Genomic DNA, 19,332 nt, shown 5'->3' on the forward strand with positions numbered 1-19,332 from the left:
TTTGCGATATTCCCAAGCCCTTTGAAGGGGCGGCCATTACCCTGGTCATCGGCGGGATTATAGCCATTGCCTTCATGGGATTTACCGGTGTGGATTCCGGTGTCAAAAAGGCATTAAAGCCTGTGCCTCATGTTTCCCAGGTTCAGGAGCAACCCCAAAGTGTTGCCCTGCTCAATACTAAAGACTGCAGCATCCAGGGAGTGATAATGCCATGATGATTTCCCTTGGTATTGCCGGTGCAAGCATGCTGGTCATGGCCATCATTTTTTCATATGTCCTGGGATGGGCCAATAAAAAATTTATGGTTGAGGTGGAACCTAAAATAGAAGCGGTCAGGGATGCACTTCCCGGTGCAAACTGCGGCGGGTGCGGTTATATTGGGTGCAGCGATTATGCAGTGGCCATCGTCGCGGACAATGAGCCTGTCAACAAATGCACGGTGGGCGGCGAGGCCTGTGCCAAAGCCATCGCCGATATCATGGGTGTCGAGGTGGGCGACATGGTGCCTTTGCATGCCATCGTCAATTGCAACGCGCCATTGTCCAGCCGTTTAGGACGGACCCAATACATGGGGGAACAGCGGTGCGCTTCTGCCCAGCAGGTGGCAGGGGTCCAGGCCTGCACCTTTGGGTGCCTTGGGTATGGCGACTGTGTTCTGGCCTGCAACTATGACGCCATCCATATCCTAGACGGCCTTGCCCGGGTGGACTATAAAAAATGTATCGGCTGCGGCGCCTGCACCAAGGCCTGCCCCAGGGGTATTATCTCCATTGAAGGATTCAGGGAAGATACCATACCTGTGGTGGCCTGTTCCAATAAAGACAAGGCAAAGGACGCCAAAGCCGCGTGTGACAATGCATGCGTAGGGTGCAAAGCCTGTGCAAAGGCGTCGGATCTCTTCACCATTTCGAACAATCTGTCTAAATGCAGTTATGACAACTATTCAGCCCAGAAACATGAAGAGGCCGTGAATGCCATGGAAAAATGCCCCACCGGGTGCATCCTTTTCATGGGAACCCCGGTGAAATAAAAGCTGATCTGTCCGACGGATGGCTGCCCTTAAAGCGGTTGGGTCTTATGTCCAAGCCATTGCCGGACCGGCGTATCAAGACCTGGCGCCAGCCGCTCATAAACCATCCGGTGATATGCATTGATCCAGTTGAGTTCCTCTGTGTTGAGCATGGTTTTATCCACAAGATTGCGCTCAAAATGGCAGAAGGTCATGTTCTCAAACTTTAAAAAGCTGCCGAACTGCGTGTCCCTGTCCTTGATTACCAGAACCATATTTTCAAGCCGGATCCCGTATTGGCCTTCCCGGTAAAGGCCCGGCTCGTTGGTCAAAAGCATGCCGGGCCCAAGCGCGATATCCACGGGAAAGGAGCTTAAGCGTGCCGGGCCTTCGTGCACACAAAGAAAAAACCCCACCCCGTGGCCTGTACCGTGGCCGAAGTCAAGTCCCTGCTGCCATAGGTGCCGGCGGGCCATAGCATCTATCTGGTACCCCCGGGCAGTGGCGGGAAAGCGCGCCGTTGCAACGGCAATATGGGCTTTGAGCACCAGGGTGTAATCCCGGATTTCCTGACTTGTCGGCGCGCCCAGGTGCAGGGTGCGTGTAATGTCCGTGGTTCCGGTCAGGTAATTGCCCCCGGAATCGGTCAGAAACATGGCGCCAGGACTTAAGGGCAGATCTGTCTCCGGTTGCGCACTGTAATGGCAGATGGCAGAGTGTTCCTTAAACGCCATAATGGAATCAAATGAAGGATGAATAAAAGCGTCCTGTTCTTTGCGAAAATTCAAAAGCTGTTCCGCGGCGCAAATCTCCGTCTTGGGTGCATCACTTGTACAAAGCCAGTGCAGAAAATTGACCACGGCCCGGCCGTCTTTGACCGCAGTATCACGGATATGGGAAATTTCAACCTCATTCTTTATGCATTTGAACAATACCGAAGGGTTTGACGCCTCAATAATATTCGAGCGCTTGTTGATGACCTGGTAAATAAAATCCGAGACCCGTTCAGGATCAAGCAGCACGCTGGTGTCTTTGCCCAGGTTCTGGATCACATCGTAAAAAGCATTGTAGTCAAACAATTCAATGCCGTCCGCGCCAAGGGTTGTCCCAAGTGCCGTACTGACCTTGACCGGATCAATGAATAAACTGATTTTATCCATGAAGATCAGGGCAAAGGAAAGGTTTACCGGATTGGTGTGAATATCTTCCCCCCGCAGATTAAAGGTCCAGGCAATGTCATCCAAGGCGGCCAACACATGGCAGTCGGCATTGTAATCTGCCATTTTTTTTCGTATGCGGGAAAATTTTTCTTTCCTGGTTTGCCCGGCGTAGACTGCATCCAGTTCAAAGGCCGGGGTCCGGGGCATGGACGGCCTGTCCAGCCACAAATCGGAAATCAGATCCATGGCGGTGTCCACAACAATGCCCTTTTGTGAAAATTTCTTTTTCAGACTGCCGGCCTGGGCCGCAGACACAATTTTTCCATCAAGGGCAATGCAGTCATTGGCGGACAACGTATCGGCCAGCCATAGGTCAAAGGGCAGAACACCTGAATCGCCCTGTCTGAAAAGTTGAAACCCATTCAATTGGGTTGCGGCCTGGATCCAGTAACGGAAATCCGTCCACATCCCGGCCTCCTTTTGGGTAACCACGGCTGTGCCCGCAGAACCCGAAAATCCGGTCAGCCATTTCAGGGCCTGCCAGTGCCCGGCCAGGTATTCGCTTTGATGGGGATCTGCATTGGGAATCAGTACGGCACTCACCCCGGCTGCATCCATTTTCCGGCGCAAGACGCGAAGTTTGTCTTGTGTGTTCAATTGTTCTGTATTCAATGGTGATTTTTCCTAGTGGATCTTTTAATAGCATTAATACAGTAAACGATACCATTGGCCCTGTCAATCAGGCGGTAGCGGTCAAAGATATATTGAATAATACGCCGGGGAAGTTGGCTGTAAAAAGGGCAGCACCGCTAAAAGGAACTTTTTAGCGGTGCTGCAATATTAGAAAGATGAACCTGAGAAGAGAAAATAGGAAATCAAGCTTTTCCTTTGATCTCCGTTTCGGACTGAATAACGGAATCTAACTGATGACTGGAATGTAAGCTGAAGTTAGAACCTGAGCCGATCTCGTCAGGCTTTATAAGTCCTAACGCTTCATGGTCAATGATCCTTAGAAAATCAAAGATATCACCTTGTGCCTGGATTTCAGTTGCTTCAATCATTTGCCTTCCTCCCTGCGTCAATCATAAAAAGGTATTATTTAGAGGAAATTGATTATTTCTTTGCATTTTTTCCCTCTTTCACACATGCGAGACATAATATCAACGGCAGATAAGGCAAATCAATCGGGGAATCCCTGATTTTTTTTGACTTTTTTACGAAATCAACCCAATATGTTGCGATGCTGGGTTTTTCCCCCAAATTGCACTTGTATATAATCTGTTTCGCTCTCGGTTATACTATCCCATGCAATGAATTGAGCAGAAATTGCGGTTCTAAAGATTAATTGGCAGATAAATACCTGTTCCTTTAGGCAGATCGCTGAAATCTGAAATCCTGTCGCCCTGGACCGGACCCCGGCCCGGAATATGGTAAATGGTTCCCGGGGCTTTATACTTTGCACCGGCTATCTTGTAGGCGGTCCTATTCTTTGTCACGTCAAAGGGGCCTTTATACCCCACCACCAGACGGGTGCCTATCGGCAGATCATCCCGGTCCGAAATCGCACGTCCCGTCAAAATCCGGCCAGAAGGAAGAAAATAAATGGTGGAAGGCGCATGATAAGCCCCGCCGGCATGGGAGTAGGCTGTCACCCGCCCGGAAATGGTTTTTATGATGCTTTTCGCCTGCTCACGGACCTGTTCCGTCTTCTGGTTGAGCAGCACCTTTGTGCCCACGGGCAAACGGTCCCAGCCTAAACGCGAGGCGATCCTGTCTCCGGCCAGGATTTTGCCGCCGGGCAGAATGTAGGCCGTGGTGGGGGCATCATACTCTTCACCGGCAATGGACCAGGCAGAATTCAGTTTTGAAATGACATCGGATTCCAGTGCTTGGGGTGCCTTTTTCCAGGTATAAACAACAGCACCGGGACCAGGATAAAAAACCTGGGCCAGCATGGGATCCGGTGAAAGGAGACCCGCCCTGACATCAGGATCGTAAGGCCAGGTCGGCCCGAGCCCTGCCCTGGCCCTGTCAAAATTCTTCGCACACCGTTTACGTCCCCTGTGATTTTTGGGAAACCATGGATTGGGTTTGCCGTATGCAATCTGGCTGTGGGTCAGAATATCCTTATCCTGCAGGCCATAGTCACGTTTAAGCATAAAGAGCATCAGCCCCGCAGACCTGTACTGGCTGTCGGTCAGGAGAGCATCATGGTATCCCACAAATTCAATACCCACAGAGATATCACTGACATTGGACACCCCGTTCCACATGGACAGGCCGGCATGGTCAGCCCGATATTTTTTATCCAGAATCCGGTAAACCGTTCCGTTCCTGGCAACCACATAATTGGCGTGCCCGCCGGGCGTGCTGCGTCCGTTTTTAAACGACTTGCCCCTGGAAACCACCCTTAAAGTTTTTTCAAGTTCCAGCTCAGAGGTATGCACAATGATCAGTCTTGTACTGGAGCGCACCCTTTTTTTAAATCGCGGATTAATCCGGGAGCTATAATCTACAATTCGGCTCTGGAAACGGGCAAGCTCTGAATGGGAATAAACTTGTGCGGTCCGGCCCGGGGCCGGGGTCAACAGCATGACAGCCAGAACCAGAATAACCGGCATCAGGGCAAAACCCTTTGAAAAAGAAAAGTCGGCACAAAATTCAATATTCATGGGCTCAAAGTATATCAGCACCGGCCCGGTATTGCAAAGGTCCGGCAGCCTGATCTCAATTTTGAATGAATCATACCTGCCAATATCTTACAAGATCGAACCTCACTGAGATCTTGTATACGAATATGAATGATCTAAACTACCCTATGGCCATAGGAAAGACAACGCTTTTTTTCTTGACCCTGCGCAAAGACCACCCTATGGTGAATCTATAACACTGATTTCAGCCGCTGTAAAAAATATACACGGCTGACAGATTTGTGCAGCGCAGGAGTTTAAAACAAAACAATGAACTTTTTTAATTTGGGAGCAAAAAAACATGGGATTTACACTTGATCACTTTAATATCAACGTACTGAACCTGGAAAAAAGTATGGCTTTTTATGAAAAAGCATTAGGCCTTAGAGAGCTGAAAAGAAAAACGGCCACAGACGGATCCTATATTATCGTATTTTTAACGGACAATCAGTCTGCCAACAAACTGGAACTGACCTGGCTCAAAGACAGGGAAACGCCTTATAATCTCGGTGATGAAGAATTTCACATTGCATTCAAAACAGATGATTTCGATGCAGCCCATGCCCTGCATGAGAAGATGGGGTGTATCTGCTATGAGAACAAGGAGATGGGCATTTATTTTATCAATGACCCGGATGGATACTGGCTTGAGGTGGTTCCCGCATAACTCAGAAAATAAATTTTTCCAGTTTATTTCATCGCTCTCCAACCCTGTCCCCAAAATCTGTTATAATCAGCCGAAACGAAACCTTATCATGTGTAATAAGAATAAAAAGTTCCAAATTTTGAGGAGGCCCTATGAAAGCACTGAAAGAATTGTGGCTGATAATAACTCTGATTGTTGCGGCAAGCCTTCTGCTGTTGGCGTCAGACTGGGGACAACGGACCAATGGAAAAAAAGAAAAAAAGACGTATTCACAGATTGCAATATTTCAGATCACGTCCACCCCATTGCTTGACAATCATGTGGCAGGGGTGATGGATCGTCTGGCCTCCGAAGGGATGCTGGCGCCGGACCGCTCAAATGTCAAAATCTATAATCCCCAGGGAGATATCCCCACAGCCAACACTATTGTTCGTGAAATTGTAAATTCACCGGCAGATATTGTGATCACCTCCAGTACATTGGCATTACAAAATTTTTCCAAGGCCAATGCGAATACAAAAAAAATGCATGTATTCGGCGCTGTGACAGATCCCTATGGGTCAGGGGTTGGCATTCTGGGACCCGGGGAGGATATGCATCCCCCTTATCTCGTGGGAATCGGGAGCTTTCAGCCTGTGGAATCCGCCTTTAAAACAGCCAAGGAGATGAATCCCAATCTCAAAAAAATAGGAGTGGTCTGGAATTCCGGTGAATATTGCAGTGAAGCGTGCATGGTTAAGGCACGGGAAATCTGCACCGCACTGGGGATTACACTGGTAGAAGCCGTCGCCAACAATACCTCGGAGGTGTCGGAGGCTGCCAGAAGCCTTCTGGCAAGAGGGGTTGAAGCGATCTGGGTCGGGGGGGACACCGTGGCAACATCCGCCATCAACCTTTTGGTCAGTATCGGCAAGCAGGCAGACATTCCTGTCTTTACCAATGACCCTTTTGATACGAAAAAAGGCGCGCTCTTCGGAGTGGGGGCAAATTATTTTACGGTGGGCCAACTCACAGCAGACATGGCCATAGATATTTTAAGGGGTAAAGACCCCTCCACCATCCGGATCGAAAATGTTGTGCCTGAGCTGCTGCAGATCAATGGGGATGTGATGGCTTCTTTTAATGGGAAATACCGCCTGACGGAAAATTTAAAAACGCATCTTAAAAATCAACAGCAAAAATTCACAAAAGACCCGGCCAATAAGGCTATGAACCATGGAAATGACGGGGGAAAAAAGGTCTGGGACCTGAGCATCGTGCTCTACAGTGAAACTGAATTTGCAGAATCGTGCCGGGACGGTTTTATCGACGGGTTGCAGAATGCCGGCTTCAGTGAAAAGATGGATTACAATTTGAAAGCATACAATGCCCAGGGTGATATGAGCACCTTATCCAGCATTATGACCACGATTAAAGCAGAACAACCAGACCTCCTCATGGTGGTATCAACGCCGGCATTGCAGGCGGCCTTGCGGCTGGTGGGGGCTGATGTCAACATTGTATTTACCGGTGTGGGGGACGGTGTCAAAGCAGGAGCCGGGAAAACGGAAAAAGACCATCTTCCCAATGTGACAGGTATCACCACACGCAGTGCCTTTGACGGGATGGCCCGGATCATTCACGAAACACATCCTGAAGCAAGGATTGTGGGGACACTTTTTACACCGGGAGAGATCAACAGCATCCTCTACAAAGACTGGTTCCAGGAGGAGCTGGAAAAAATCGGGCTTAAGCTCCTGGCGATTCCGGTGACCTCCAGCGCGGAAGTTGCCCAGGCAGCCACACAGCTTTGCAGCAAAAATATTGATATCGTTGCCCAGGTGGTGGACAATTTGACCCGTCCGGGATTTGCTTTCATCGCACAAAGGGCCAGGGAAAAAAAGATTCCGATTTACGTCTTTGACAGCCAGCAGATGAAATATGGAGCGGCCATGGGAATTACGCGGGATTATTACGATGCAGGTATAGAGGCTGCGGAAAAAGCGATCCGTGTCTTGAATGGAGAAGACCCGGCCACCATTCCCTTTAACAATACCAGCTCGGAAAAATTGATTGTGAATTATGAACTGATGAAGGAATATGAACTGATCATACCGGATTATTTCCAAAAAGAGGCAATCCCATTCAGCTTGCCAAAGGAAAAAAACTAATGCAGATACACCACAAAACCCGGGGGGAGTATTTATTGATAGAGGCCGAGGGAAAGCTGGATGCAAACTGGTCCGAACATTTTACCGATACGGTTATGAATTTCGTCAGGGAAGGGCATCATCACCTGATCATTGGCGCATCAAAAATGGTCTTTTTAAGTTCCGCCGGGATCCGGGTCCTTTTGTTGATTTTCAAGTCCGTTAACAAAGTGGGAGGTCGCTTTTTTATTTACAATGCCACGGAATTTGTGACTCAGACCCTGACCACATCGGGTTTCGGGGGCTGGCTGATCACTGAATTGCCTGGGGATATCCCCCGGGAAGCCATTCCCTCAATGCAAAAAAACTATGAACATTTCAGTCTGGGTTCCGGTAAGGGACAACGCCTCTCCATTCACAATGCCTGGCGTCCCTGGAAACAGGTGGATCGTTCCGGTGTTAAACCCGTCAAATGTGTTAACAATCTATTTTCGCTGGGAATCGGAAGCCCTGGAATGGATAGTGGCGACAGCGGAAAACAGTTTGGGGAGTTTTTGGCAGCCGCCGGCCATGTGGTGTATCAGCACCCTGCAGAGGAAAGCCGGCCGGATTATCTGATTGCGGAACAGGCTTTTATCCCAACCATGCAATGTATCCAAGCCCTGATCCTTGAAGGGGAAATGACAGATCTGATGCGGTTTTCGCCCACTGATGAGAGAAGATTTTTCACACTCAGTCAAATCGTGGAAACAATAATGGCAGAAAAGCAGATGACAAAGGCGGGACTGGTACTGATCGGAGAAGTGGAAGGGTTGGTGGGGGCTTCTCTGATCAAATCTCCGGGGGAGTTGAAGGCGGACAGTATCATCTCTTATCCACAGATCAAAGCGTGGTTGAACTTCAGCGGGGAAAGGGCATATGCCCGCCATCAGGCTGTCATTCTGGGTGTGGTTTCCAGAGGATCTGTCAATGACGGGCAGTTGCTTTTTCCCATGGAGCCTGATAGCGAATATGCTGCCCATTTGCATGCCGCGGTCTTTCCCCACCAGGTCCTCCAGAATGGCCGTATCGACCTGTTTGAAACCCTTGGCCGATTTTTTAACGGCCCCTCTCCGCTGGCTGTTCTGCATCTGGTAAATGACAGCCGGCCGGTCATAGGGCTTGGAGAGAGCGCCCTTGTGCGGGGAGCCTGCTGGTTCTCCCCGGTCAATGATGAGGAGGTGGACGCATGAGTCTGGTTTTCGGTGCATTTACCATGGGATTGATCCTCAGCCTGTTGTCGTTGGGGATGTTGATCTCCTTTCGCATGATACGTTTTACAGATATCACGGTGGATGGCAGTATTACACTGGGAGCCGCCATCACGGCCGTTCTGATCACCCAGGGCTGGTCCCCATGGCTGGCGGCTCTCATGGCATTTTTGGCCGGTGCCCTGGCCGGCTCCGTCACAGGCGTTCTGCATACCCGGTTCAAAATCCAGAAAATTCTGTCCGGAATCTTGATGATGACGGCCCTCTATTCCGTTAATCTGAGAATCATGGGCCGCAGTAATATCCCCATGCTGGATGCGAACAGCTTTTCCGATGGTATGAGGGACCTGTTACTCAAACTTTTCAACAATGCTGACAGGATAAATGTGATGGGGTGGCAGGTTTCCCTGATTGATGCGGCTGTGCTGATCATGATGACCCTTATCACGGTGATTGTGGGATTTTTACTATACCGCTTCTTATTATCTCACTTTGGTACGGCACTGAGGGCAGCCGGCATTAACGACCAGATGATCCGGGCCCAGGGTGTGGATCATCATGGCATGATCGTCTTTGGGCTGGCTCTGGGAAACGGTCTGGTCGGGCTCTCCGGATCTTTGCTGGCCCAGTATCAGGGATTTGCCGATGTGCAGATGGGTATTGGCATGATGGTGTGGGGATTGGCCTCCATTATCTTGGGTGAAGCGCTTATCGGCAAAAACAGCCTGGGTCTTCAAATCATTGCAGTGGTCCTGGGAACGATTCTTTTCCGGTTGCTCATCGCCATTGCGCTCCGCTGGGGCCTGAATCCCAATGATCTGAAACTGGTGACAGCCCTCTTTGTTTTTATGGCCCTTGTGGCTCCCCGGTTGTTCCGAAAACTGTCAGGAAATTTTCAGAGAGGAAAAGGCCATGCTTGAGATCACACATATTTCCAAAACATTTTTCCCCAACACGCCCAATGAGGTCAACGCCCTGAAAAATGTGAATCTAACCCTGGAGAAAGAAACATTTACAGCCGTTATCGGCACCAATGGGTCGGGGAAGAGCACCTTACTGAATGCAGTGGCCGGCACCTTTGGATTGGATGCAGGACAGATCCGGCTGGCCGGTTCGGACATCACCGGCTGGCCGGAATATAAACGGGCAAAACTCATCGGCCGGGTATTTCAGAACCCCTTTGCCGGAACAGCGGCAGAGATGTCCATTGCAGAAAATGTTGTTCTGGCCATACATCGGGGGCAACGGCGTTCATTGAGAACAGCAGTGACCCGGAGCCTGCGGGAAGAGGTCGCCGACCGGGTCTGTTCCTTGAAAATGGGTCTTGAGGACCGTCTGGATAATCCCATTGGCACCCTCTCCGGCGGACAGCGCCAGGCGCTCACCTTACTCATGGCGACCTGGCGAAAGCCGGAGCTGCTGCTTCTGGATGAACATACGGCTGCCCTGGATCCCAAGAGTGCGGCAAAGGTGGCTGAACTGACCAGGGACATCATCAAACAGGATAAACTTACAGCCCTCATGGTGACCCATTCCATGCAGCAGGCAGTGGATCTCCCGGACCGTATTGTGATGATGCACAAAGGACAGATCATTCGGGATTTTCAAGGCAATGATAAACGCCGGGTCCGCATCCCAGACCTGCTCGGCACCTTTGACCGGGTGCAGAAAAAGGATTTATTTGATGAAAGTGTGGCGGAGTTGCTTTATGGCGCCTATGCCTGACCTTTACATGTCTGACTTTGCCGCATACAGTGATTTATATTGAAGCGGTGCTCATCAGGTTCTGACCTGCCCGTTCCCCCAGGCCACAAATTTTGTGGTGGTCAACTCTTTGATGCCCATGGGACCGTAAGCATGCAGCTTTGAGGTGGAGATGCCGATCTCAGCGCCCAGGCCCAGCTGCCCCCCGTCATTGAACCGGGTGGATGCATTGACAATGACAAGGGATGCGTCCACCTCCCGGATAAAACGCCGGGACCGGTTCAAATCCGTTGTGATGATCGCTTCGGTGTGGTTGGACCCGTAGGCCGCGATATGGGCCATGGCATCATCCATATCCTTTACCACCTTAACGGCCAGAATCAGATCCAGGTACTCCATGGGCCAGTCCGCTTCGGTGGCGGGGAGTGCATCCGGCAGTATTGCGCAGGTTTTCGGGCACCCCTTAAGGGTGACGCCGGCCAGGGCCTTGTGGGCCATGGGCAGAAATTTTTGGGCCACACCTTCATGAACCAGCAGGGTTTCCAGGGCATTGCATACCCCGGGCCGCTGGGCCTTGGCATTGAGTACGATGTTGACGCCCATGTCCAGGTCTGCCAGATCATCCACGTAGGCGTGGCACACCCCTTTGTAATGTTTGAGTACAGGGATGCTGGAGGCTGCGACCACATGGCGGATCAGGCCTTCCCCGCCCCGGGGAATGATCAGGTCGATATATTCTTCCTGTTTGAGCATGATATCCACGGCAGCCCGGTCCGGTGTGGGGATCACCTGGACCGCACCGGCCGGCAGACCTTGTGTGGAAATACCCTGTTCAATGGCCCGGGCCAGGGCCTGGTTGGAGTAAATGGCTTCGGAACCGCCCCTCAGGATCACGGCATTGCCGGCCTTCAGGCACAGCCCTGCCGCATCCACGGTAACATTGGGCCTTGATTCGTAGATAATGCCGATAACCCCCAGAGGAATGCGCATCCTGGCAATTTCAAGACCATTGGGCCGGATGGAGGAATCCGACAGGGTGCCCACGGGATCTTCCAGGCCTGCCACATATTCCAGGCCTTCAACCATCCCGGCCAATACCTTATCCGTAATGGTCAGCCGGTCGATCATGGCATCGGACAACCCGTTTTCCCGGGCCCCTGCTAGATCCTTTGCATTTTCCGCCTGGATGACGTCTTTATCCTTTTCCAACTGCCGGGCAATGGCAAAAAGGGCTCTGTTTTTCTGTTCCGCAGGCAGAGCCGCCATAATCCGGGCGGCTGTCCTGGCCTGTTTGGCAATTTCAATGATCTGATTTTCCAAAGACATAGAATGGTTCTCCTTTACGTTTTATAGTCGCACATCATCCGGGTACGCGGTGATCATCAGATTATTCCTGTGAATTACCTCGTCATAGGACCTGAACCCCAGGCGTTCCTTGATCTGGCTGGTCTTGCAGCCCATGATTTTTAATATATCCGAGGCATTGTAATTGACAAGGCCCATGCCCAGGACCACTTTGTCCTCTGTAATGAATTCCACGGGATCGCCTACGTCAAAATTGTCTTCCACCCGGGTGACGCCTGAGGGCAAAAGGCTTTTGCCCTGTTCCACCACGGCTTTCTGGGCTCCTTTGTCGATGGTAATCCTTCCCTTGGCCTGCAAAGTCAGGCCGATCCAGTTTTTCCTGGATGAGGCCTTCTGGCCATTGGGAACAAAATAGGTGCCGGTATAGTTGTTGTCCGCAATTTTGATCAGGATATCCTGTTCCAGGCCGCAGGCAATGATCATGGGAATGCCTGCCGACGTCAGCTTTCTGGCGGCGCTTATTTTGGTGCCCATGCCCCCTGTGCCCAACGGTCCTGCAATTTCTCCGGCCATGGCCTCAATATCACTGCCCATGGCTGTTACCTGCCTGATAAGCTGTGCATCGTCATGGATCCGGGGATCTTTGTTGTACAGACCGCCGATATCCGTGAGATTGATCATGAGATCCGCGCCGAGCAGCATGGTGATCATGGCACCCATGTTGTCATTGTCCCCGAATTGAAGGGATTTTACCGCTACAGTATCATTTTCATTGATAACGGGCACCACCTTCCATTCCAGAAGCGTATTCAGGGTGTTTCTGGCATTCAGATACCGGACCCGGTCACACAGGTCGCCCCGGGTCAGAAGAATCTGGGCCACTTTCCGTCCGCAGTGTTCCATGGCCTTTTCCCATTCACGGATCAGATCAGCCTGGCCAATGGCGGAAACCGCCTGGCGTTTGGGGGTTTCCGACGGCCTCTCTTTTAGACCGATTTTTTTAACGCCCGCAGCCATGGCCCCGGAAGAGACAAGGATCACCTCTTTGCCCCGGTCATGGAGTACGCTGATCTGCCTTGCGATGCTGTTGATAACGTCAATGTTGAGGCTGTTTTTCCGGGTCAGCACCCCTGAGCCCACTTTGACCACGATGCGTTGGCATGTGGACAGGACTGAAAATTGCGGATCGGTGTTCATTCTATGTTCCAGGTTTTTTTAAAAAAGGCGGCAGCAGGCCGCCCGGCTAATAGTCTATATAGAAACCCCAATGATGGTCCAAAAATTAAACCATAGCGCAGATGATTGCAAGGCATGATTTTTTAGGACCGCAATTTCAGTGCTGGCGCATGAAAATTCAGAATCAAAAAATCCAGGCAGGGTTTATGGGATATCCCGCCGTTCAAAAATAAGCACGGCAGCCGTCAGAATCAGGGCCGCGTAACAGACCGCATAAACAAAACTTAACCCAAGTTCCTGACCCGGGATGGCCAGACCATGCACCACCCGGGTCTTGTAGTTTAAACGCTCAAGGTTGGGCAGGATATAATAGGCCCCGTCTGCCAGGGCCTTAAACACAGTGTCTTGGGACGCCTGGGCAAGCAGTCTTAAATCCTGGGTGAAATGCCCGATGATAAAAATGGCCAGAGTAAACATGCCGCTTAAAAACGGGCTTGAAAAGGCGGAAAAAAAAACGGCAAAGGCCAGAATTATCAATATTTCAATGTAAATGGGCACAATGGCCGTTAAAAGTATCCATGGCAGGGTTTGTTCATAGGCAAAACAAAGGGAAAACAACAAGATAGTCATCACCGCAACTTCCACCAGAATGGTCAGGCTGAGTCCTAAATATTTGCCCATGAAAAACTGCCACCGGGCCAACGGCTTGGAAAGAATAATGTAAATGGTGCGCTTTTCCATCTCCTTGTACACCATGCCGATGCCCACAAAAAGGGCGATCAGCGTACCGCCGATGGATATGGCGCCAAGGCCGAAGTCCTTGATAATTTTCATGGGATCTCCGATGGTCAGCTTGCCTAATACAATGGAAAATAAGATTAAAATTGCAGCAAAAAATAAAAGACTGTAGAAAATCTTATCCCGGATAGACTCTTTAAATGTATTAAGGCCTACGGCCAGCACCTTATTCATAGATTTATCCCTGTTTACTCCCTGCTGATGCAGCATTTTGTCCTGTGTTTGCCAGATAAATATCTTCGATGCTTTTTCGTACCGTGGAAAAGGAAACAAGCGTGAGTTTCTGATTTTTGATCGTTTCCATAATCCTGTCCGCCGTATCCTTATCACCGGTTGAAACAATATGCCGGGTTCCCCGAATCACCTGTTTAATGCGACTTTGCCCCTCAATGCCTGACAGGTCCAAGCGCCCCCCCTGACAGGTAATTTCCCAGGTTGAGTCTTTAGACGACATGGCATCGTCCATGCTGATGACACTTTTAAGTTCCCCGTTGGCAAGGATGCCTGCCCGGTCGCATATCATCTCCACATCCGAGATGATATGAGAGGAAAAAATAATGGTTTTACCCTGGTCCCGGCAGGAAAGGATAATGTCACGCATGGCTTTACGGCCCATGGGATCCAGGCCTGACATGGGCTCATCCAGAATCAGCAGTTTGGGATCATTGACCAGGGCCTGGGCAATACCAATACGCTGGAGCATACCCCGGGAGAACTTTCTCAGCTGGGTATCCCTGGCATGGGCCACTCCCACAAGATCCAGCAAATAGCCCACCCTTTTTTTGCGTTCAGCGCCTGTCATACCAAACAGGCTGGCATAAAAATCAAGGGCCTCTGCACCCGTAAGATAGGCGTAAAAATAGGGTTGTTCCGGCAAATATCCGATCATGGCCCGGCTGATTTTATCCTTTGCCGGACACCCCCAAAAAAAGATATCCCCTTTGTCCGGCCGGATCAAACCCAGCATCAACTTGAATGTAGTGGTCTTGCCAGCCCCGTTACCGCCCAAGTATCCAAACACTTCATTGTCCAGGATCTGAAAATTCAAATCCCCGAGCACCTGTTTTCTCCCCAGCCAGCCGTTGGAAAAACTTTTGGTTAATCCCTTAATATCAATGGCAATTGAATCGGTCACAGGTATCTTCCTTTTCAGTTTTCTTCCGGTACCCGCATAGGCAAGGGCAAGTCATCTGCCCGGGGCCGTTCTTTTTTCTTGACATGGACGCTCAAATCTTCTTCAGGTATTGTGTTCTCAATTGTCCGGCCATCTCTGGAAATATAATAGGTCCCGCCCCTGGGATCAACAGGCATGCCGGAAAGAATACCTGCGGCAACCAGTTCTTCTATGGATGCCGGATAGTTCTGAAACTTGAAGTAAAATGCATCAAGGCCCTGTTTCAGAATCTTCATATTGGCCCGATGGATCACCTGATGAAGCCGTTCCTTCAAACGGTCTTTCAGATCCTGTTTTTCCGTGGATTTTATCATCTCCTGTAAGAAAGTAACGGCCACTTCCGGAGAATCGGCATTGGCATAAAGCCGTGCCACCAGCTGGGGCAGATAAGACGGACTTCTGGGAAACTTTGCGGCTTGTTCCAGATAATGGGCCGCAGTCAGGTAATCATTTTTGTGGTACATGTAATCATAGGCAAGGAAAAAAGGAAAATACCAGTACCTGGGATCATCAACAGAGACATTTTCCATCCCTTTTTTGAGCAGGGCAATACTTTGGTCCACATCCCCTGCTTCAGCGGCCAGAATCACTCCACCAAATTCATAGGGGTATTGATACAAGGGATCAAGGGTGGTGACTACATCCAGCAGACGGGCCAGCCACGTATAATTCCGGTCGGTTCTGACATGCCCGCCAAAGTATCCGATAGCCCTGATCCAGAGCAGGTCCCCCAGCATCTCATCATACCCCAGAGCAGCCCCTTTTAGAAATGTCCCGGACGGCAGGTACAAAAAGGATTCCACCTCCCTGACAGGATATTTTTCATCCAGAGTCTCAATCGAATAAAAAAGAATCGGGATCAGGAGAACAAGAAAAATCATTTTTTTAAATTCAGGCGGCACGATACAAAATCACCGTAAACTTTCGGCAGGACTCTTCCGTTCCGATAAATGTCAACAAAACCTATCCCCCGGCAACGTCAAACTCAACCCGGTAGTATATATCTGATAACAGCAGCTCAGCATCAACAGAATCAATCGTAACGTTCTGCTTCATGTCCTCATAGGAGAAGTATCTCCAGCTATCATCGCCACGAAGAAATTTTTCAACCTGGCAATGGTTCTGGGAGACCAGGATATACTCCTGAAGCGAAGAAATGAGCCGGTAACGGGAAAACTTCTTCCCCCGGTCATATGCTTCAGTTGAGTCCGAAAGAATTTCAATAATAACGATCGGATTAAGCAGAGTCTCAACCCCATTAATTTCTTCCAAAAGGATATCGTCGCAGGCAATGACAATATCAGGATAAGTATATTGTTCCTTTGCCTGGATTTTAACCCGCATGTCACTGGATAGATTTTCACATGAAGATCCCTTTAGCAGCACTCCCAATTCCCGTTCTATGTTTCTACTGATCCGATTGTGATTTAAACTAGCCCCGGTCATGGCAGACATCTCGCCATCAAAAAACTCATGCTTGATCTCTGAAGTTTTTTCAAATGCAAGGTATTCTTCCGGGCTCATCCGTTTTTTTTCTTGCATCTGCGGGTTCATGGTTATTTCTCCAGTTTAAATTTCTAATGTTCTACGCCAATGGTGGAAAGACCGGCTGAAGCAGCAAGTGACAACTGGCGGGCATCATTTGAAAAAAAAGAATCGGCGTTCAAAATACAGGCCGAAGCTACATGAAGAATATCTAAAGATCGTGATCCGATTTTGCCTGAAAAAGCTTGGGACAGATCAATGGTCTTGCGGAATACATCTCCCCAGTCCACAACCGGTCGGTGATAAATAAAATTTTCTTCATGCTGCCGTAAGAGTGAGATAATTTTTTTGACTTGCTCCGCTGCTATTTCATTTCTGAACCTTTTCAACTGCAAGGCATTTGTGATCTCAACTTCGTGAAAGAGGGTGAGCGGAATCGACAGGTCAAATTTTTTTGCCTTTTTTGCGATCAGTTCCGAACCCATTTCCCTGACGTAAAGTTTAATGATAACACTGGTATCCCAGTAAATCATTGGAATCTTTCGTCCCTGTCTTCGATAATGATATTACTTATGGGCTTACCTTTTACAATGACGGCGTCTTTCATGAAATCGGGCCAGTTGATCCGGTTCTGAGGCCCTGCTGCTATAAATTTCCCCACAACCTTTCCATGTTTTGTTACAAGGACTTCTTCTCCGGCTTTGATTCGCTGAAGCACCTGTGAAAAATTTTTCTGGATTTCCCCCACACTGGCCGTCTTCATTATTTCCCCCCCATTAATTTACGTATATTTTATGCGTAAAATTTGTTATAGTCAATGCCTAACTTAACTAATCCGTTATAATCAGAAAAAAATGTCTGCTGCCTTCGGTTCCCCCGTTGTGTGATATGGTGGGGATCCCCCGGGGCCGCAACTTTTGCTAATCTTGGCATAGTGATTTCTATGGCAAATTCGTTTAAAATTGTCAATAATTATGCATGACGCCCCAGAATTAAGGAATTTCGGGCAAACACAAAAAAAAAAGAGAGGCCCCAAAGAACCCCTCTTTTTAATTTTCGGATCATGATTTTATTTGATAATTAAGTATCGTGTTTCCCGAATTCTACGAATTATAAAATTAAGAATTAAAAAACACCAGTAGCAGGGTTGGTCTCTGAACCAGCCTGATCCACGGTAAAAGTGGCGTTCGCAGTGTCACCATCAAGATCGCCTATCGCAGTAACCGTATAATCTGATGCACCTGCGGAAACAGAATAAGTGTAATAAACCTCACCTGCCGGGTTAAAACCTATTGAGCCAAACCCGCCTGCATCTGACCAAGCCCTTTTTGCCTTACCGGGGTTAGCATCAGGGCTTGAAACGCAGGCCTGGTAGAGGTCAGCCTCAGCATTATAAGCTTCCAATGCGGTTCTTATGGCCCCCATATTGGTCTTAGCTTCTGCGGTCTTGGCTTTAAGCTGATAAGTCAGATAATTGGGAATAGCAATGGCAGCCAAAATACCGATAATCGCCACAACAATCATCAGTTCGATCAGGGTGAAACCTTTCTGGTTGTTTTTGATACACTTTGTCATTTTAAAAGCTCCTTTTTTTTAAGGTTTAATGGTGTGACAAAATTTTTCAACGAATGGAAACGCTATCTGCAACAGCAGTGCCAAAACACGGAATCAAATTATTTAATCGTTAATATATTGAAATAAAAACGTTTTAGCAAGAAAATTTAAGATTCCACGTAAAAGCACTCAATGTTTTTTGGGTAAATTCAACAAAAATAAGGACCTGTCTGACAAAAAATGTCAATCAGCCGCTTTTTCGTCAATGGCATCATCTCCGGGCTCAATTTTATCAAGGCGGTATCTGAAAGATCTTAAAGAAAGATTTAAAAGCTCTGCAGCTTTACTTTTATTGCCCCGGGCGGTTTCCATGGCTTTTTTGATATAGGCGCCCTCTATGCCCACCATGATTTTATCCAGGTCCACACCCGAAGCAACATCTTCTATATCGTACCGTTCTCCCTTAATCCCCTCAATCCACCGTCTTCGTTTATAAGATGAAATGGTCAGGCTTTCGGGCAGGATGATATTGGTTGAGGAGAGGGCAACCGACCGTTCAATCAGGTTCTCAAGTTCCCGGACATTTCCCGGAAAGGAGTAGTTGTTCAAAAAATCAATAGCATAGGAAGACAGCTTGGCAATATCCTTGCCAAGCTTTGCTGAATACTTTTCAACAAAATGGGCCGCAAGGAGTTCAATATCCCCCCGTCTGTTCCGCAGCGGCGGCACCTTGATGGGTATCACGTTAAGCCTGAAAAAGAGGTCTTCCCTGAAATTGCCGTCAATGACTTCCTGTTCAAGTTTTTTGTTGGTGGCGGAAATGATACGGACATTCACGTCAATTTCCCGGGTACCGCCCACGGGCTTGAACCGGGTTTCCTGAACGGCCCGCAACAGCTTTACCTGCAGAAAGGTGGACAGTTCGCCGATTTCATCAAGAAAAATCGTACCGGTATTGGCAGCCTCAAACAATCCCGGCTTGTCTGCCACGGCCCCTGTAAATGCCCCTTTGACATGGCCGAAAAATTCGCTTTCCATCAGCGTATCCGGGATTCCGCCGCAGTTGACCACCACAAAGGGCCTGTCCTTGCGCCCGGAATTATCGTGGATGGCCCGGGCGTAAGCTCAGTTGTGGCGTAGGCGGAAATCATGATCACCACAGTGTCCGGGTGTTCTTTTTTTACGGCCCGCAGCACATCCAGGCCTGTAATATCTCCCAGGCGGATATCGGTGAGCACCAGATCGTATTTTT

General features: G+C 49.2%; 20 protein-coding genes and 1 pseudogene. 7 read left to right on the plus strand and 14 right to left on the minus strand.

Features of this window, described 5'->3' with window-relative positions:
- Window positions 1–215 (plus strand): annotated as a pseudogene (locus AB7U36_RS01065) (hypothetical protein); the annotation flags it as partial.
- Window positions 212–1,030, plus strand: a complete 819-nt coding sequence (locus AB7U36_RS01070; RefSeq protein WP_428157951.1) for an RnfABCDGE type electron transport complex subunit B — start codon at window positions 212–214, stop codon at window positions 1,028–1,030. The pseudogene AB7U36_RS01065 and the gene AB7U36_RS01070, both read left to right, overlap by 4 nt.
- Before the next feature lie 29 nt (window positions 1,031–1,059).
- Here the strand turns inward: AB7U36_RS01070 and AB7U36_RS01075 are convergent, their stop codons facing one another.
- From AB7U36_RS01075 to AB7U36_RS01085, 3 genes are all read right to left on the minus strand, one after another.
- Window positions 1,060–2,841 carry an aminopeptidase P family protein gene (locus tag AB7U36_RS01075; RefSeq protein ID WP_428157952.1) on the minus strand — a complete coding sequence of 594 codons (1,782 nt, stop codon included), beginning with the start codon at window positions 2,839–2,841 and terminating at the stop codon, window positions 1,060–1,062.
- Window positions 2,842–3,044: 203 nt separating this feature from the next.
- The gene (locus AB7U36_RS01080; protein ID WP_428157953.1) at window positions 3,045–3,230 is read right to left on the minus strand and encodes a hypothetical protein; all 186 of its coding nucleotides are present in this window, start codon (window positions 3,228–3,230) and stop codon (window positions 3,045–3,047) included.
- Window positions 3,231–3,503: 273 nt separating this feature from the next.
- A complete protein-coding gene (locus AB7U36_RS01085) occupies window positions 3,504–4,841 on the minus strand; it encodes an N-acetylmuramoyl-L-alanine amidase (RefSeq protein WP_428157954.1) in 1,338 nt (445 codons plus the stop codon).
- Between the two features lie 319 nt (window positions 4,842–5,160).
- Here AB7U36_RS01085 and AB7U36_RS01090 point away from each other — a divergent pair, with 319 nt between their 5' ends.
- The 5 genes from AB7U36_RS01090 to AB7U36_RS01110 all read left to right on the plus strand — a co-directional run bounded on the left by AB7U36_RS01090 (window position 5,161) and on the right by AB7U36_RS01110 (window position 10,609).
- A complete protein-coding gene (locus AB7U36_RS01090) occupies window positions 5,161–5,526 on the plus strand; it encodes a VOC family protein (RefSeq protein ID WP_428157955.1) in 366 nt (121 codons plus the stop codon).
- A gap of 131 nt (window positions 5,527–5,657) precedes the next feature.
- Window positions 5,658–7,655 (plus strand): ABC transporter substrate-binding protein, encoded by a 1,998-nt coding sequence (locus AB7U36_RS01095; protein WP_428157956.1) that lies wholly within the window; start codon window positions 5,658–5,660, stop codon window positions 7,653–7,655.
- On the plus strand, window positions 7,655–8,866 hold the full coding sequence (locus AB7U36_RS01100; RefSeq protein ID WP_428157957.1) for an STAS domain-containing protein: 1,212 nt from the start codon (window positions 7,655–7,657) through the stop codon (window positions 8,864–8,866). The genes AB7U36_RS01095 and AB7U36_RS01100 overlap by 1 nt, the downstream gene beginning before the upstream one ends.
- Window positions 8,863–9,804, plus strand: coding sequence for an ABC transporter permease (locus AB7U36_RS01105; protein ID WP_428157958.1), 942 nt, complete (start codon window positions 8,863–8,865; stop codon window positions 9,802–9,804). The genes AB7U36_RS01100 and AB7U36_RS01105 overlap by 4 nt, the downstream gene beginning before the upstream one ends.
- On the plus strand, window positions 9,797–10,609 hold the full coding sequence (locus AB7U36_RS01110) for an ABC transporter ATP-binding protein (protein ID WP_428157959.1): 813 nt from the start codon (window positions 9,797–9,799) through the stop codon (window positions 10,607–10,609). The genes AB7U36_RS01105 and AB7U36_RS01110 overlap by 8 nt, the downstream gene beginning before the upstream one ends.
- A 54-nt stretch (window positions 10,610–10,663) precedes the next feature.
- Here the strand turns inward: AB7U36_RS01110 and AB7U36_RS01115 are convergent, their stop codons facing one another.
- From AB7U36_RS01115 to AB7U36_RS01165, 11 genes are all read right to left on the minus strand, one after another.
- Window positions 10,664–11,914: a glutamate-5-semialdehyde dehydrogenase gene (locus tag AB7U36_RS01115; protein WP_428157960.1), complete on the minus strand. Its 1,251-nt coding sequence runs from the start codon at window positions 11,912–11,914 to the stop codon at window positions 10,664–10,666.
- A gap of 21 nt (window positions 11,915–11,935) precedes the next feature.
- On the minus strand, window positions 11,936–13,090 hold the full coding sequence (proB, locus tag AB7U36_RS01120) for a glutamate 5-kinase (protein WP_428157961.1): 1,155 nt from the start codon (window positions 13,088–13,090) through the stop codon (window positions 11,936–11,938).
- Between the two features lie 183 nt (window positions 13,091–13,273).
- Window positions 13,274–14,041 (minus strand): ABC transporter permease, encoded by a 768-nt coding sequence (locus tag AB7U36_RS01125; RefSeq protein WP_428157962.1) that lies wholly within the window; start codon window positions 14,039–14,041, stop codon window positions 13,274–13,276.
- A gap of 4 nt (window positions 14,042–14,045) precedes the next feature.
- On the minus strand, window positions 14,046–15,002 hold the full coding sequence (locus AB7U36_RS01130; RefSeq protein ID WP_428157963.1) for an ABC transporter ATP-binding protein: 957 nt from the start codon (window positions 15,000–15,002) through the stop codon (window positions 14,046–14,048).
- A gap of 14 nt (window positions 15,003–15,016) precedes the next feature.
- A complete protein-coding gene (locus AB7U36_RS01135; RefSeq protein ID WP_428157964.1) occupies window positions 15,017–15,922 on the minus strand; it encodes a tetratricopeptide repeat protein in 906 nt (301 codons plus the stop codon).
- A gap of 82 nt (window positions 15,923–16,004) precedes the next feature.
- Window positions 16,005–16,595: a Uma2 family endonuclease gene (locus AB7U36_RS01140; protein WP_428157965.1), complete on the minus strand. Its 591-nt coding sequence runs from the start codon at window positions 16,593–16,595 to the stop codon at window positions 16,005–16,007.
- Between the two features lie 23 nt (window positions 16,596–16,618).
- A complete protein-coding gene (locus AB7U36_RS01145; protein WP_428157966.1) occupies window positions 16,619–17,059 on the minus strand; it encodes a type II toxin-antitoxin system VapC family toxin in 441 nt (146 codons plus the stop codon).
- Window positions 17,056–17,289: a type II toxin-antitoxin system Phd/YefM family antitoxin gene (locus AB7U36_RS01150; RefSeq protein WP_428157967.1), complete on the minus strand. Its 234-nt coding sequence runs from the start codon at window positions 17,287–17,289 to the stop codon at window positions 17,056–17,058. Before AB7U36_RS01150 ends, AB7U36_RS01145 begins: the two co-directional genes overlap by 4 nt.
- A gap of 362 nt (window positions 17,290–17,651) precedes the next feature.
- The gene (locus tag AB7U36_RS01155) at window positions 17,652–18,101 is read right to left on the minus strand and encodes a type IV pilin protein (RefSeq protein ID WP_428157968.1); all 450 of its coding nucleotides are present in this window, start codon (window positions 18,099–18,101) and stop codon (window positions 17,652–17,654) included.
- Window positions 18,102–18,323: 222 nt separating this feature from the next.
- On the minus strand, window positions 18,324–19,154 hold the full coding sequence (locus AB7U36_RS01160) for a sigma 54-interacting transcriptional regulator (RefSeq protein ID WP_428157969.1): 831 nt from the start codon (window positions 19,152–19,154) through the stop codon (window positions 18,324–18,326).
- On the minus strand, window positions 19,118–19,332 hold a 215-nt coding region (locus AB7U36_RS01165), incomplete at its 5' end, for a response regulator (RefSeq protein WP_428157970.1). The genes AB7U36_RS01165 and AB7U36_RS01160, both read right to left, overlap by 37 nt.

This window comes from Desulfobacter sp. (assembly GCF_050177295.1).

Excerpts from the sequence above, each read along its gene's own strand:
- AB7U36_RS01110 (WP_428157959.1), top strand. The coding sequence starts at position 9,797 with ATGCTTGAGATCACACATATTTCCAAAACATTTTTCCCCAACACGCCC.
- AB7U36_RS01070 (WP_428157951.1), top strand. The coding sequence starts at position 212 with ATGATGATTTCCCTTGGTATTGCCGGTGCAAGCATGCTGGTCATGGCC.
- AB7U36_RS01090 (WP_428157955.1), top strand. The coding sequence starts at position 5,161 with ATGGGATTTACACTTGATCACTTTAATATCAACGTACTGAACCTGGAA.
- AB7U36_RS01085 (WP_428157954.1), bottom strand. The coding sequence starts at position 4,841 with ATGAATATTGAATTTTGTGCCGACTTTTCTTTTTCAAAGGGTTTTGCC.
- AB7U36_RS01095 (WP_428157956.1), top strand. The coding sequence starts at position 5,658 with ATGAAAGCACTGAAAGAATTGTGGCTGATAATAACTCTGATTGTTGCG.
- AB7U36_RS01155 (WP_428157968.1), bottom strand. The coding sequence starts at position 18,101 with ATGACAAAGTGTATCAAAAACAACCAGAAAGGTTTCACCCTGATCGAA.
- AB7U36_RS01135 (WP_428157964.1), bottom strand. The coding sequence starts at position 15,922 with ATGATTTTTCTTGTTCTCCTGATCCCGATTCTTTTTTATTCGATTGAG.
- AB7U36_RS01150 (WP_428157967.1), bottom strand. The coding sequence starts at position 17,289 with ATGAAGACGGCCAGTGTGGGGGAAATCCAGAAAAATTTTTCACAGGTG.
- AB7U36_RS01145 (WP_428157966.1), bottom strand. The coding sequence starts at position 17,059 with ATGATTTACTGGGATACCAGTGTTATCATTAAACTTTACGTCAGGGAA.
- AB7U36_RS01125 (WP_428157962.1), bottom strand. The coding sequence starts at position 14,041 with ATGAATAAGGTGCTGGCCGTAGGCCTTAATACATTTAAAGAGTCTATC.
- AB7U36_RS01080 (WP_428157953.1), bottom strand. The coding sequence starts at position 3,230 with ATGATTGAAGCAACTGAAATCCAGGCACAAGGTGATATCTTTGATTTT.
- AB7U36_RS01105 (WP_428157958.1), top strand. The coding sequence starts at position 8,863 with ATGAGTCTGGTTTTCGGTGCATTTACCATGGGATTGATCCTCAGCCTG.
- AB7U36_RS01140 (WP_428157965.1), bottom strand. The coding sequence starts at position 16,595 with ATGAACCCGCAGATGCAAGAAAAAAAACGGATGAGCCCGGAAGAATAC.
- AB7U36_RS01115 (WP_428157960.1), bottom strand. The coding sequence starts at position 11,914 with ATGTCTTTGGAAAATCAGATCATTGAAATTGCCAAACAGGCCAGGACA.
- proB (WP_428157961.1), bottom strand. The coding sequence starts at position 13,090 with ATGAACACCGATCCGCAATTTTCAGTCCTGTCCACATGCCAACGCATC.
- AB7U36_RS01100 (WP_428157957.1), top strand. The coding sequence starts at position 7,655 with ATGCAGATACACCACAAAACCCGGGGGGAGTATTTATTGATAGAGGCC.